This is a genomic window from Roseibium sp. R5 (genome assembly GCF_055755305.1).
Genome location: NZ_CM146910.1, coordinates 1,691,184 through 1,705,668, shown reverse-complemented (window position 1 = coordinate 1,705,668; position 14,485 = coordinate 1,691,184). Strand labels below are relative to the sequence as shown.

Here is a 14,485-nt window from a genome sequence, read left to right as displayed (position 1 = left end):
CAGGGCAATTGCGAACGGCAACGCAGATGGCCTAGCCATCTGCGTCCAACGACGAAGTGAAGATTTGAAAGCCACTGTTCGCGTCCCGACACCGATCCGTGTTCAGGTCAGTTTAGCGGCCTGTTTTCAGGTGCGCCAGCAAAACAACCGACGGATGCCCATCAGGCACCATCCCCTTTGACCGCTGATAGGCCCGGATACCGCGACGTGTGGCCGGGCCGACTTTGCCGTCGGCAGCCCCAACAGAAAAGCCCTTCTGGTTTAAAAGCGCCTGCAACTCGGTCGTTTCAGACCGTGTTAGTGGCAGATGTTCCTTCGACCAGTTTCCGGCCAGAGGTCCACCACCAATAATACGATCCGCCAGATGGCCAACTGCAAGGGCATAAGCCGTTGCGTTGTTGTACCGCTTGATTACGTAAAAATTGCGCAGCATCAAAAAGGCGGGGCCGGATGCGCCGGCAGGCAAGACAAGGATGCCGTTGTCGGATGGACGCGGAAACCCGCGGCCATTGACCCGGCGGATGCCATAACGCTGCCATTCACCAAGTGTGAGTGTCTTCTCACCATCGGCAAGATTATAGTCAAAACCGTTCGGGAGCTGGACTTCATAGCCCCAGGTTTTGCCCGTCTGCCAACCATGGCGTTTCAAATAGTAGGCGGTGGACGCTAGAGCATCTGGAATGGAGGTCCAGATATCCCGCTTTCCATCACCGTTGTAATCCGCCGAATAGGCTTTCCAGCTGGACGGCATGAATTGGGTATGGCCCATTGCTCCTGCCCAGGAGCCTTCCATCTCAGAGAATTTCACATGCCCGGCCTGAACAATCGCAAGTGCCGTTACGAGTTCTTTGCGCCAGAAGTCTGTCCGCCTCGGCGCGGCATAAGCCAGGGTCGCAAGCGCCTGAATAACGTTGTGGCGGCCCATGAAGCCGCCGTAGTTGGTTTCCATGCCCCAAATGGCGAGCACGGCCTCACGGTCAACACCGTAGCGGGCTTCGATTTGGCGCAGGACACCATCGTACTCGATCAGAAGCTCACGGCCCTTTTCGACACGGGTATCGGAAACTGCGCTATCGAGGTATTCCCAAATCGGCTTTACGAACTCCGACTGCTTGCTCATCAGGCGGATCGTATCGTTGTCGGGCTGCATGCCCGTGAAGACCGCATTGTAGGTCTGGGCGGTGATGCCAGCAGACCGGGCTGTCGGCCAGAAATCCTTGATAAAGCGGGTAAAACCGGGATCTGACGCCCCGCCGCTCGTAGCGAAGGCAGTACTGGCACTTAGACTGCCAACGGCAATAACAAGCGCTCGTAGGCTGTTACGCAGCACTGGTTTGAAGGAAAAAACCGAAGGCATTCCGCCGATCACACGTGTCGTTTGCCGAAAAATATCCCGCATACGGGCCTCCTAATGCCCTAACCGTAGTGTCGCCCCGCCTCGTCCAAATGATCTGTTTTTGGTTACTGTGTAGTTAATGCCGGAAACGAAGGCCGGCTTCAATGGCGTTTTCGGTGTAATCACCACCGTCTTGGGAACTCTCAAAGCGGCGATGAATGTAATTTGCAGTGAGCGCAACGTTTTGCGTCAACGCGTATGTCATTCCACCAAAGCCGGTCAGCGTGTTTTCCTCGATCGAAACACCTTCATATGTCCGATAGCTGTAACCAAGCCCAGCCTCGCCAACCCAGCGGTCGCTGAAGGCATGCGCAAGCCGAAGATCTCCAGAGTAGATAATGGAGCCGCTGGCATTGTCGATATCCGTCGCATCAAAACTCGTTCCAACGCCAGCTGTGACCGTTGTCAGGCGGCTGGGCGACCAGACCAGCGATCCGTCAATCACAAGCCCCGACAGATTTTTCAAACGGCTGTCTTCAATGTCTTCCAAACGCCAACCGGCGCTGACTTCACCGACGAGTTTCGGGCCAGCCGCAATGGCAAGACCGCCACGAAGCTCATACCCGTCTGCATCCCGGATTTCGCAAATATTGTCGCTGCAGGTTTGATCGAACCGGCGGAAAAGGAGCGAGCCTTGAGCAAACGGTGACAACAAGCCTCCGGCGTTGCTGCCGAGCCTCAAACTCGCTGAATAGACTGTGTTGTCACGCCCGCTCTCGATGGTGCTATCTGAATCATAGACCCTGCGATCTGCGCCAAGGGCTGCAGTCGCAGCAAGAAGACCGACATTGCGCGTGACACCGAGATCGATATTGCCTTCATGGATGAAAGTGTCATTCCCGAGCGACTCGGCGCTCCCATCTTCCTCCCGGCTAATGCCGTAGCTGATGTCCGCATCAACCCGTGTTGCCTCGGTTATATCGAGACGCAGGCCCGCCGCGGCGGACCCGAAAATGTCATCGTCGTCCGGATTTCCAGGATAACCGATGTAACTGCCGCGCAAGGAGGCATCAAACTGGTGCCGGACCCAATCCGAAGTCAGAGAAATGTCCGGGGCGATTCTGTAAAGACTGCCCGGACCACCTGTTGCTGATCTTGAGGTGTTGTCGGTATAGCCAGCGGTGACAGTCAATTGCGGTGTCAAAATGAACGAGCCGAGGCGAATCCCGTCTGGCGCATCGAACGTGGTGTCACCGCCAAAGACAGTATCGTCGATTCCGCCCTGAGCGAGAGGGACGGCACGCGTTACGGCAGTTATCCTGTCGGAGAATGGCCTCACCGGCTGAACACGTCCGGCTGCACCGAGTCCCGTTGATCCATCCTCTTCTTCCGCGATATTGACGGAAGGCCGCAGAGCAAAAACGTTTGATTGTGTCGGGTTCACACCTGCCGGCGTTTCTGCTTCTTCCCGGCCATCATCATCTGCAGCATTGACACGTCCAGGATCATCCGAACCACGCAGACCCGGCACCGCCGTCTGAGCGAACGACGGTTCCGCAAGCGCCAGGCTAAGCGCGAAACAGATGATGCATGTTAAAAAACGTGTCATTTACAGCCAGAAAGCGGTCAGATTATACCCGCCCAACCTGACGAAGGATGGTTAATGCTTCGTTTCCATATTGCAAAATGCCAACGCTGATTAACCATAGCTGCTGGATATGGACATAAAATAAACAGGTTCTTGAACGAAAGCCTGCGGTGGCCTAATTCTAGCGCCGAAAAGCAAGAAAGACCGCGATCCATGACCAGCCCAGCTCAAGACCCCAACACTTCGGAAAGCTCAGAGCTGCACATGGAGTATATCGTTTCCGCTGAGCGGGCCCTGGAAACCGAAATGGCAGGGCTGAGCGCATTGCGGGTGGCTCTGAAAGATGGGCTGGCGGCGCCTTTCCAGAAAGCCTGCAGCCTTATCCAAGGCATTTCCGGGCGTGTCATTGTCTCGGGCATCGGCAAGAGCGGCCATATTGGGACCAAGATCGCGGCAAGCCTTGCCTCAACAGGAACGCCTGCGTTCTTCGTCCATGCCACGGAGGCAAGCCACGGCGATCTCGGGATGATTACCCAAGACGACGTTGTCCTTGCATTGTCCTGGTCCGGTGAAACACAGGAACTTGCCAGCCTTGTGGCGTACACACGGCGCTTTAAAGTTCCATTGGTTGCCATCACATCACGGCAGGACAGCACGCTCGGCAATGCCGCGGACGTCGTTCTAAAGCTACCAAGCGTGGCTGAAGCTTGCCCTCACGGCCTGGCGCCAACAACATCTGCTCTGGTACAGCTTGCCCTCGGTGATGCTTTGACGGTGGCGCTTCTCGAGGGGCGCGGGTTTACCGTTCAGGACTATAAGGTCTTTCACCCTGGTGGCCGCCTTGGCGCCAGCCTCAAGACGGCAAAAGACATCATGCATCTTGGCGAGTCGCTTCCGCTTGTCCCGGCAGCTACACCCATGACCGACGGTATTGTTGTCATGTCACAAAAAGGCTTTGGCGTTCTCGGTGTTGTAGACGAGTTGAACCAGTTGATGGGCATCATCACCGATGGTGATTTGCGCCGCCATGTGACATCCAACCTTCTGGAAAAAACGGCTGGCGACATCATGACACGCGGGCCGAAGACTGTGCATCCGGGGACACTTTCAGCCTCAATCCTGGAACTCCTGAACAGTTCCTCGATCACAACTGTTTTTGTCGTAGAAGACGGCCGGCCAGTTGGAATTGTCCACATGCATGACCTTCTTCGAGCCGGTGCCGCTTAAACGATAGCTTTGCGTTCACAAGTAGGTCACGGATTCTGACATTTTCTAAGCGCTGCGAAATTTAAATGGCAGCATTAGCATTTGATTAGCCATAGCGAGCCTACACTGCCCCCAAGTTTGACTGGGCCTTTCGCCCGAGACCTTGGTGTGTTTCGTATGGATCTCGCGACCCTACTTGGAATTATCGGTGCGTTTGCCATCGTTATTACCGCTATTTTTCTTGGCGGCAGTTTTGGCCAATTCGTCGATGTTCCATCTATGCTGATCGTTATCGGTGGCGGCCTTGCCGCGACCCTTATCCGATTTCAGGTTTCCGATATCGCAGCGGCGTTCACGACCGCCTTCAAGGTTGCGTTGTCCGGGAAAAGCGCAAGCCCGCGCGACCTCATTTCTGAAATTACCAACCTCGGTGAAATAGTTCGCAAGTCCGGTCCGCTCGGTCTTGAGAACGTCGACGTTTCAGATCCTGTCCTTGCAAAAGGCGTGCAATACATCGCCGACGGATACGAATTGGAATTCATCAAGGAAGCCATGGAGCGCGAACGCGACCTTCAATTAAGCCGTTTGTCGGAGGGCAAACGTGTGATGAAAGCCCTTGGCGATTCAGCACCGGCCTTCGGCATGATCGGTACGCTGGTCGGTCTCGTCCAAATGCTTGCGAACATGGACGATCCGGCCGCGATCGGCCCGTCCATGGCGGTTGCTCTTTTGACAACGCTCTATGGCGCATTGATTTCCAACATCTTGTGCCTGCCGATGGTCGACAAGCTGGATGCAAAGTTTGATGTCGATGAATTGAACCAAACCCTGATCATCGATGGTGTTTGCCAAATCCGAGAATCCAAGAGCCCTGCCCTGATCAAGGAAATGCTGGTTGCATATCTGCCGGAAAAAGCCCGGGCTGATCTGGCAGAAGCTGCTTAAGTTGGCTTAGGGGCGAGTAACGCGTTATGGCAAGAAAGAAACCACAAGGGGGAGGCGGCGCACCGGATTGGCTGGTTACGTTCGCCGATTTGATGTCACTCCTCGTGTGTTTCTTCGTTCTGATCATCTCGTTTTCCATTCAAGATAAGGAAAAACTTCAGGTCGTCGCCGGTTCAATGCGCGAAGCCTTTGGCGTGAAAGAAAACTCTCGCCGTACCGGGATCATCGAAGTCGAAGGCATCCCGATCCGGGACTACATGAAAGATATCAGCCAGGTCGAGCAGGAACTGGACTCAGATTTTGCACAAGAGCGCCACGAGAAGCGCCGCAAACAAGGCCCGGAAGCCAACACGCACGACACGATGGAAGCGGAAATCGAAAAACCGCGTCAGTTTGCAACCGCCGCGGCCTCCCTTCGGCAAGCCTGGCAGGAAATGCCAGAAATCACGGAAGTTTCGACCAACATCATTTTGGAAGAGACCGAGGAAGGCCTGAACATCATGCTGGTTGATCAGGACGGCCGGTCCATGTTCCGAGAAGGGTCGAAGTATCCTTACGAGACCACACGCCGGCTGATCGCGAAGATGGCACCGGTGCTTGCGCGAATGCCCAACCGGATCGAGATCACCGGGCATACGACAGCTGGTGCAGCAACGGTAGACCCCAGCTACACCGGATGGGACCTGTCGACGGAGCGTGCCAATGTCGCCCGTCAGATCCTCTCAGAGTATGGTGTGCCGGACGGACAATTCTATTCAGTGGTTGGAAAGTCGGACACGGAACCTTTGTTCCCGAACGATCCTTATCTTGCGGCCAACCGGCGGGTTGGTATCCTATTGATGGCCGAAGAACCACCGATCCCGCCGGGCCACAAGCTCTAAGCCAGTGTTGCGATCTACAACGGGGCTAAGACGTGCTCTCCCCGTTAACATCGGAAACAACCAACCGAGCGCCGTCGACACCATCGACACGCACTTTTGTGCCTGCTGGCAAATCTGGGCCTGAAATCCGCCAAATCGTATCATCAATTGACAGCTTGCCGGCGCCTTCGCTTAACGGCGTCGTGAGGGTGAATTCACGTCCAATGTAACGGCTGCCGCGCTTGTTCAACCCCGGATCCCCGGTCTCAGAAGCCGCTTTCAGCATCAGCTTACGACCAATCAACAAGCTGACAATTGAGAGGACAACAAAGAGGCCGACATGAACCTGCCAGCTGAAATCGAAGAGCAGCGCAACAATCCCGACCACAATGGCAGACAGTCCAAACCATAGGAAGACCGTGCCAGGAGCCAGAATTTCCAGTCCCAGAAGGATCAACCCCAGGACGACCCAGCTCCACGAGCCGAGAGCCTGAATGATGCTCTCTGTAAGACTCATTGCTGTTCTCCGGTCGATGTACGTGTAACCGGCACCCCAGATGATGACCGTTGAGGTTTATCGCCATCACCAAAAGCTTCCTTCGCAATCTCGCCGATACCGCTCAACGAGCCAAGCAAGGAGGTTGCTTCCATTGGCAAAATCAGGGTCTTTTGGTTGCGGGACGTAGCCAGCGCCGTGAAGGCTTCAACGTATTTATTGGCAACGAAGTAGTTGATCGCCTGCACATCACCATTGGCGATGGCCTCACTGACCATTTGCGTTGCTTTGGCCTCGGCTTCCGCCTCACGCTCTCTGGCTTCCGCGTCCCGGAACGCTGATTCTCTGCGCCCTTCTGCCTCAAGGATGAGAGATTGCTTCTCGCCTTCTGCCTTTAAGATTTCGGACTGACGTTTGCCTTCCGCTTCAAGGATCGATGCCCGTTTTTCCCGCTCGGCCTTCATCTGCCGGCCCATAGCATCAACAAGATCACGCGGCGGATTGATGTCCTTGATCTCAATCCTGGTGATCTTGATACCCCACGGCTCAGCGGCGGCGTCCACAACCCTCAGGATTTGGGCGTTGATTTCGTCGCGGTTGGACAACAGACTATCAAGATCCATGGATCCCATGACCGACCTGATATTTGTCATTGTCAAATTGAGGATAGCGTTCTGTAGACCCAGAACTTCATAGGCTGCCCGGGCGGCATCAAGCACCTGATAAAACGTGACACCATCGGCCGTCACGGTCGCGTTGTCTCGGGTAATCACCTCTTGCGAGGGAACATCCAGCACCTGCTCCATCATGTTCAGCTTGTGACCGATCCGGTCGATGAACGGAATGATGAAGTTCAGTCCTGGGGTCAGTGTCTTACGGTACCGCCCAAAACGCTCAATCGTGTAATTGTATCCTTGCGGGACTGTTTTGACCCCGGCAAAGAACACAAGGATGACCAGCAAAAGTACGCCGATCAAAACAATATCAAATCCGGCAATAGGCATTTCAGCCTCCTAAAATCATTATCTGACAGCACACTACGACGTGAGATCGGGTTGTTCCAGACGAAACACCCAGCGTCAACGTGGTGTGACTGTTTTCAAAATGATATTAGGCGCTTGAGCCTGGCTGGATTATGACGGCCTCTATACACCGGGCATTGCTGTTCGCAACGCCCGATGAACTTCAACTTCCAATTCAGATCAAATCCAACCGCCGAGCTCGCGGCGAACGATCGTGTTCAGAACATCCATTCCCAGATCGCTGTCGTTGAGGCATGGGATATGAGTGAAGTTTTCGCCGCCGGCCTCTTCAAAGATCTCGCCAGCCTCGCCAGCGATTTCTTCGAGCGTTTCAAGGCAATCCGACACGAACCCAGGGTTCATGACAGCAATGTTCTTCATGCCGTCTTTGGCAAGTTGTTCTACGGTCTTATCGGTGTAGGGTTGAAGCCACTCTTCAGGCCCGAAACGGGACTGGAACGTGGTCCGCAATTTCGTTTCATCCATGCCCAGCACCTCACGCATCAGGCGCGTCGTTTTCATGCAGTGGCAATGGTAAGGATCGCCGCGCTTGAAATAGGACTGCGGGATACCGTGGTAGGACGTAAGGATCGTTTCCGGCTCGAAATCCAGGCTTTCCAGATGCCTCTCGACCGATTTCGCCAGGGCGTTCACGTAGATCGGATCATCATGATAGGGTGGCACAGTCCGGATTGCTGGCTGCCAGCGCATGTCAATCAGGGTTTTGCAGACAACGTCGTTCACAGTGGCCGTGGTTGTGGCCGAATACTGCGGGTAAAGCGGGAACACGAGAATTCTGTCGCAGCCGGCCTCTTTAAGCGCTTTCAGCTTATCGGGGATTGACGGCTGGCCGTAGCGCATCGCCCAATCCACTTTCAGCCGGCCATTGGCATCGCCCAGCATTTCAGTGAGCTTGTCCGACTGACTGCGGGTAATGGTGCGCAGGGGCGACTCATTCTTCTCGTGATTCCAGATTTCTTCATAGGCCTTGCCGGATTTCCCCGGGCGGGTCATTAGAACAATGCCATAGAGGATCGGATACCAAATCGCCTTAGGCCATTCGATCACGCGTTTGTCCGACAAGAACTCCCGAAGATACCGGCGCATTGGCCAGTAGTCCGTCGCATCCGGCGTGCCGAGATTGACAAGAAGGACGCCGACCTTTCCGGCTTTTACATCCGGGTGTCCCTCAGGCAGGCGGACTTTTTGAAACTCAGCCGCCTGATCGAGGATGGGAGCTGTCGGTTGAACGTTCATCTGCTTTCATTACCCTTACGCTTTGCGTCACTTTCGCCCATACATAGGACAACGACTGCGGAAGGCCAATGCGGCATCACCGGCGCAGATGATCTTTTCTTAACAGACACCGACCAGGCGACTGGCAGCCTTAGCCGTAGTCGCGTTCGTCAGCGATGACCTTCCCGTCGTTCGGCAGCGTCCCGGGAGACACAAGTTCTACATCTCCCTTTAATCGGGTTACATCCCGCAAGGTATCTGCAACACGCTCAGCAAGCCCGTTGCCCATGACCTCCGTCTCGACAGACAGCTTCATGGCATCACTGGCCCCGGCACGGCTGACAGACAAGCGCGCTTTCTTGACTTCCGGATGGCTGCTGAGGATCTGGGCGATTTGGGACGGGTCGACAAACATACCTTTAATTTTGGTCCGCTGATCGGCCCGTCCCATCCACCCGGCCAGCCGCATGTTGGTCCGCCCGCAGGGCGACTGACCGGGCATAACCATCGACAGGTCCCCGGTTCCAAACCGGATCAACGGGTAGAGGGGGTTGAAGTTGGTGACCACAAGCTCACCGACTTCGCCATCGGCAACCGGTTCTCCCGTTCCAGGGCGCACGATCTCAACAATATAGTCCTCATTGACCACCATGCCTTCGCGCGCTTCGGTCTCATAAGCAATGACACCGAGGTCGGCCGTCGCATAACACTGCGCAACGGATATGCCCTTGGATGCATATTCCTCGCGCAAGGCCGGGAACAAGGCACCGCCGGAGACCAGCGCAACCTTGATGGAGGACATGTCCCGGCCCTGCTCTGCCCCACGGTCGAGGAGAACCTTGAGGTAGTCTGGTGTTCCCGTGAAACCGGTCGGCTTTAACACTTCAACCGCTTCCACTTGCATATCCGTGTTGCCAACACCGGCAGGAAACACGGAGCAGCCCATCGCAATCGCAGCCTGATCCAGGATGAAGCCGCCAGGTGTCAAATGGTAAGAGAAGGCATTGAGAACGGTATCGCCCTTCCTGAAGCCTGCAGCGTGCAACGCCCGCGCCCCGTTCCACGGATCCAGACCGGGTGCTTGAGGTTCCCAGATCGGTCCAGGCGACATGAAAACGCGCGCGGCCGTAACACCGTTTTGCGATAGGAAGCCACCAAACGGAGGGGCCGCTTTCTGCTTCTCGAGCATCTCGGATTTGCGCAAGACCGGTAGTTTTGCAAGCGCCGCACGGTCTGTCACGGAATGCGCATCGATACCATCCAATTGCGCCGCCCACCCTGGGGCAGACTGCATGGCGCCACTCAGTTGCTCCGGTAGCCGGGCAAAGAGATCCTGTTCGCGCTGAGCAGGGTTTTGCTGCTCGCGCGCCTCATATGGTTGATTGCTCATGGTCGTCTCCGCCTGTAAGCCCTAGTTTAGGCCAGCCAGCGCTTTCTTCGTTTGTAGTGTTTGACGTCCTTAAAGGAGCGGCGTCCTTCGCCGCCGACACCAAGGTAGAATTCCTTCACGTCTTCGTTCTCCAGAAGGGATTTCCCAGCCCCATCAAGAACAATCCGTCCGGATTCCATAATATAGCCGTAGGTTGCGTATTTGAGCGCAACGTTGGTGTTCTGCTCAGCCAAGAGGAAGGAAACACCTTCGTTTTGGTTGAGCTTGCGAACAATTTCGAAAATCTCTTCCACCAGCTGCGGCGCAAGGCCCATGCTCGGTTCGTCCAGCAGGATCATCTTCGGCCGGCTCATCAGGGCCCGGCCAATCGCGCACATCTGTTGCTCACCGCCTGAGGTGTACCCCGCCTGGCTCTGGCGGCGTTCTCTCAAACGGGGGAAATAGTCATAAACCATCTCCAGATCTGCCTTTACCGCAGCGTGCCCGTCCTTGCGGGTGTAAGCACCTGTCAGCAGGTTTTCTTCAATTGAAAGGTGGCCAAAGCAGTGCCGGCCTTCCATGACCTGAATACACCCGCGGCGGACCAGATCATTTGGAGACAGCGCTTGAACTTCTTCCCCTTCAAACAGAATCTTGCCCTTTGTCACATCTCCGCGCTCAGCGCCGAGCAGATTGGATATGGCCTTCAAGGTGGTTGATTTGCCGGCGCCGTTCGCACCGAGCAAGGCCACGATCCCACCCTTCGGCACAGTCAGGGACACGCCCTTGAGCACCAGGATCACGTGGTCATAAATCACTTCGATATTGTTGACCGACAGGATCGTTTCAGCCGGCTCAGCGGCAGCTTCCGTGTTCGGCGTTTCTACATCCAATAAAGCCATTCCGTCCTCTCCTGAGAGGCTCCGCCGCTGTGGTGCGGCGGAGCGAGCTGCCAATCAGTTCGGGCAGGGTTCAGTCCGTGCGGGCCACGGAGCGTTTTTCTCTGCGTATTCTTTAGCCGCAGCTTCGATAAGCGGACGAACGACGTCGGTCATCGGTTCAATCCAGCCAGATGCCTGCTGCCACTTTGTGCCGTTCCACTCTTGAACGAACACAGGATGGCTGCCGGAGTGGTCTTCACAGGTCACCTTCATTGGATGTGCAAAGCCCTTCAGGCCCAGTTCTGCAAGACGAGCTTCGTCAAGGTTCAAGGCTTCCAGACCCATCCGCATGTCTTCACCGGTGATCACTTTCTTACCGGTCAGTTCCTGAGCGGTACGAATGCCTTCGGCAACGATTACGGAGTTCAAGACACCACGGTTGTAGAGCGTCTGACCCAGTGTCTCGCCGTCCGTGGAAGACAGACCAGCGTCAATGACATACTTCTGAATGTCATCCAGAGCCGGGAAGTCACGGCCAACGCCAGAGAAGTTCAGAGCCTTGTAGCCTTTAGCGTCCTGACCGCCTGCAGCCGCATCGTCATCGCCTGCGGACCACCACACACCAATGAACTTGTCCATCGGGTAGCGGATTTTGACGGCTTCCTTGATCGCGGTCGGGTTCATTGCGCCCCAGCCCCACATGATCATGTAGTCCGGACGGTCACGGCGCACGTTCAGCCACTGTGAGGACTGGTTCTGCATTTCCTTCAGACCAACCGGGTACTTCAGGAGCTCAAAGCCATGCTTTTCTGCGAGCTGTTCCAGAAGCGGGATCGGCTCACGGCCATAGCCGGCATCCAGGAAGATGTAACCAATCTTTTTGCCGTTCAGATTGTCCAGGCCACCTTCCTGTTCACCAATGTATTTGATGACCACGGAAGCACCGTCCCAGTATGTGTCCGGCACGTTGAAGACCCAAGGGAATGTGTTGCCGTCTGCGGCCGCAGACAGACCGTACCCCATGGAGAGCACCGGAATTTTATCAACGCTGGCCTTCGGGATCAGCTGGAGCGTGATGCCCGTTGAATACGGGTTATAGACCAGCGCGCCTTTGCCTTTGGTTGCTTCGTAGCACTCCACGCCTTTTTGCGCGTTGTAGCCGGTTTCGCACTCTTCGAGGGCCAGCTTGACACCGCCGATACCACCATCGCGCTCATTGAGCATTTTCAGATAGTCATGCATGCCGTTGGCGATGTGAATGCCTGAAGCTGCGAACGGACCGGTCCGGTAAGTCAGCAGCGGAACATAGTTGGTGTCTTCGGCCTGGGCGACAGGCGTCATAGCACCCGACAAGCCCACACCGACGGCAACAGCTGTTCCCAGAGCAAGTTGCTTGAAGTTCATTTTGTACTCCTCCCATGCGGACCGGACGATCCGGTACCGCCAGACCAGTGACGCCATTCCTCCCCGGACTGGTCCAAGTCCGGATGGCGGGTATAAGGCTGGCCGCCTTAGTACGGGAACGGCCAGACCCTGAGCTTTTGTTTCCCGATCTGCCACAGCCGAGCAAACCCGTGCGGCTCGACGATCAGGAAGAAGATGATCAATGCACCGACGATCATAAAGGTGACATGCTCGACGGCTTCTGCTGCCACGTCAAATCCGAGAACACCCGGAATGAACTTCAGGAAGACCGGCAGGATCCAGATGAATGCTGCGCCCATGAAGGCGCCTGCAAGGCTGCCCAAGCCGCCCAGAATCACCATGAACAGCACCTGAAAGGACAGCTGGATAGAGTAGGATGACGGTTCAGCCGCATTGAGCCAGAAGAACACCATCATCGCACCTGCAACACCGCAGATGTAGGACGACACGGCAAAGGCCAACAGCTTGGTTTGCAAGGGGCGGATGCCCATCAGTTCCGCGGCGATGTCCATGTCGCGGATCATCATCCAAGACCGTCCGATCCGGCCGCGCAAGACGTTCGCCATCAACATCGCAATGCCGACGGTGATTGTCAGAACGATGAAGTAACGCACCAGTGGAGACGATTCCGCGCCTGAGACAACGACACCGAATGCTTCACGATGCGGGATTTCGATCGCCCCGGACGCATTGTAGTTGTAGAGCCAGCCAATCCGGATGAAGCACCATTCCAGAAAGAACTGGGCCGCTAGTGTGGTCACAGCCAAGTAGAGGCCTTTGATGCGCAAGCTCGGAAGACCAAAGATTGCGCCAACTCCGGCGGAGAACACACCGGACAACAACACCATCAAGATAACGTTGGCGTCCGGGAAGATGGTTGTCAGTTTGTACGCCGCATAGGCGCCGACACCCATGAAGGCGCCGGTGCCGAGTGACAACTGCCCACAGAACCCTGTCAGTACGTTCAGCCCGATCGCCGCCAGCGAAAACACCAGGAACGGGATCATGATGGACGTCAGAAAGAAGTCGTTGGCAAAGAACGGAATGGCGACAAATGCGATCAGCAGGATTGCCGCAAGACCGATCCGGTCCTGACGGATCGGCATAAGTGCCTGGTCCGCCTGGTAGCTTGTTTTGAATTGGCCAGCTTCGCGATAAAACATGGTGTCAAACCCGCTCGATGATCTTTTCGCCGAACAGCCCTTGAGGCCGGAACAGCAGGAAAATGAGTGCGATGATGTAGGCGAGCCACGACTCAATGCCGCCGCCGACAAGACCACCCCAGTAAAGTTCACCGATCTTTTCGCCGAACCCGATGATAAGGCCGCCAACAATCGCGCCGGGGATCGAGGTAAAGCCCCCGAGGATCAAGACCGGCAAGGCCTTGAAGGCGACGATTTCAAGCGCGAAGGAGACGTCAGAGCGCGCGCCCCACATGATCCCCGTTGCAAGCGCAACCAGGCCTGCTGCGAACCAGACAATTGCCCAGATCTGATTAAGCGAAATGCCGACGGAAAGCGCTGCCTGGTGATCATCGGCAACAGCGCGCAAGGCTCGGCCAATACGCGTCTTGTTGAAGAAGATCCCGAGCGACGCCACCATGATGACCGCGATCACAGCCGCTGCAATATCAATATGTTGCAGGATAACCAGACCACGCTCACCGAATTCGAATGCCGTTGAACCGGTTGGCAGGCCAAGTTCTTGAGTGATCATTTGCTTGGGCTCACCACCGAAGACAAATTCACCAAACCCAATCAGGAAGTAAGTCAGTCCAATGGTCGCCATCAGCAAGATGATGTCTGGCTGATTGACCAGCGGACGCATCACAACCCGTTCCACGCTGTAGGCCAGCACACCCATGACACCGATGGTCAGCAGCAAGGCCAGATACGCCGGAACGCCATTTTCATGAAGGCCTACAAGCGTCAAGCCGGCAAACACCACCATGATGCCCTGGGCAAAGTTGAAGACACCGGAGGCCTTGAAGATAAGCACAAATCCAAGCGCAATGAGCGCGTACAGGATCCCGGCAACAAATCCTTCCCAAAGTACCTGCAGGAAAAAGTCCGGCATCTGGTACATTTGGACGAAGGGATCAATGAAAATATCGTAGAGCAT

General features: G+C 55.7%; 13 protein-coding genes. 3 read left to right on the top strand and 10 right to left on the bottom strand.

What is annotated here, in order from left to right; translation table 11 throughout:
* Positions 1-112: 112 nt before the first annotated feature.
* The gene (locus AC0J4F_RS07960) at positions 113-1,399 is read right to left on the bottom strand and encodes a lytic murein transglycosylase (protein ID WP_133951323.1); all 1,287 of its coding nucleotides are present in this window, start codon (positions 1,397-1,399) and stop codon (positions 113-115) included.
* Positions 1,400-1,472: 73 nt separating this feature from the next.
* Positions 1,473-2,945 carry an outer membrane beta-barrel protein gene (locus AC0J4F_RS07955; protein ID WP_133951321.1) on the bottom strand — a complete coding sequence of 491 codons (1,473 nt, stop codon included), beginning with the start codon at positions 2,943-2,945 and terminating at the stop codon, positions 1,473-1,475.
* 192 nt (positions 2,946-3,137) lie between these two features.
* Here AC0J4F_RS07955 and AC0J4F_RS07950 point away from each other — a divergent pair, with 192 nt between their 5' ends.
* The 3 genes from AC0J4F_RS07950 (at position 3,138) to AC0J4F_RS07940 (ending at position 5,956) form a co-directional block, all read left to right on the top strand.
* Positions 3,138-4,151, top strand: coding sequence for a KpsF/GutQ family sugar-phosphate isomerase (locus AC0J4F_RS07950; protein ID WP_133951319.1), 1,014 nt, complete (start codon positions 3,138-3,140; stop codon positions 4,149-4,151).
* A 156-nt stretch (positions 4,152-4,307) separates the two neighbouring features.
* On the top strand, positions 4,308-5,075 hold the full coding sequence (locus tag AC0J4F_RS07945; protein ID WP_133951317.1) for a motility protein A: 768 nt from the start codon (positions 4,308-4,310) through the stop codon (positions 5,073-5,075).
* Positions 5,076-5,101: 26 nt separating this feature from the next.
* A complete protein-coding gene (locus tag AC0J4F_RS07940; protein WP_133951315.1) occupies positions 5,102-5,956 on the top strand; it encodes an OmpA/MotB family protein in 855 nt (284 codons plus the stop codon).
* Positions 5,957-5,981: 25 nt separating this feature from the next.
* Here AC0J4F_RS07940 and AC0J4F_RS07935 read toward each other — a convergent pair whose 3' ends face one another.
* The 8 genes from AC0J4F_RS07935 to AC0J4F_RS07900 form a co-directional block, all read right to left on the bottom strand.
* Complete coding sequence (locus tag AC0J4F_RS07935) at positions 5,982-6,452, bottom strand: NfeD family protein (protein WP_133951313.1); 471 nt, start codon at positions 6,450-6,452, stop codon at positions 5,982-5,984.
* Positions 6,449-7,435, bottom strand: coding sequence for an SPFH domain-containing protein (locus tag AC0J4F_RS07930; RefSeq protein WP_133951311.1), 987 nt, complete (start codon positions 7,433-7,435; stop codon positions 6,449-6,451). The genes AC0J4F_RS07935 and AC0J4F_RS07930 overlap by 4 nt, the downstream gene beginning before the upstream one ends.
* A gap of 198 nt (positions 7,436-7,633) precedes the next feature.
* On the bottom strand, positions 7,634-8,710 hold the full coding sequence (hemH, locus tag AC0J4F_RS07925; protein WP_473025915.1) for a ferrochelatase: 1,077 nt from the start codon (positions 8,708-8,710) through the stop codon (positions 7,634-7,636).
* Between the two features lie 130 nt (positions 8,711-8,840).
* A complete protein-coding gene (locus AC0J4F_RS07920) occupies positions 8,841-10,079 on the bottom strand; it encodes a phenylacetate--CoA ligase family protein (protein ID WP_473025914.1) in 1,239 nt (412 codons plus the stop codon).
* A gap of 26 nt (positions 10,080-10,105) precedes the next feature.
* Positions 10,106-10,960, bottom strand: coding sequence for an ABC transporter ATP-binding protein (locus AC0J4F_RS07915; RefSeq protein ID WP_008196185.1), 855 nt, complete (start codon positions 10,958-10,960; stop codon positions 10,106-10,108).
* Positions 10,961-11,014: 54 nt separating this feature from the next.
* Entirely contained in the window at positions 11,015-12,343 is a 1,329-nt protein-coding gene (locus AC0J4F_RS07910) for an ABC transporter substrate-binding protein (RefSeq protein WP_133951305.1), read from the bottom strand.
* 107 nt (positions 12,344-12,450) lie between these two features.
* Positions 12,451-13,527 (bottom strand): branched-chain amino acid ABC transporter permease, encoded by a 1,077-nt coding sequence (locus AC0J4F_RS07905; RefSeq protein WP_209174853.1) that lies wholly within the window; start codon positions 13,525-13,527, stop codon positions 12,451-12,453.
* Positions 13,528-13,531: 4 nt separating this feature from the next.
* Entirely contained in the window at positions 13,532-14,485 is a 954-nt protein-coding gene (locus AC0J4F_RS07900) for a branched-chain amino acid ABC transporter permease (protein WP_133951301.1), read from the bottom strand.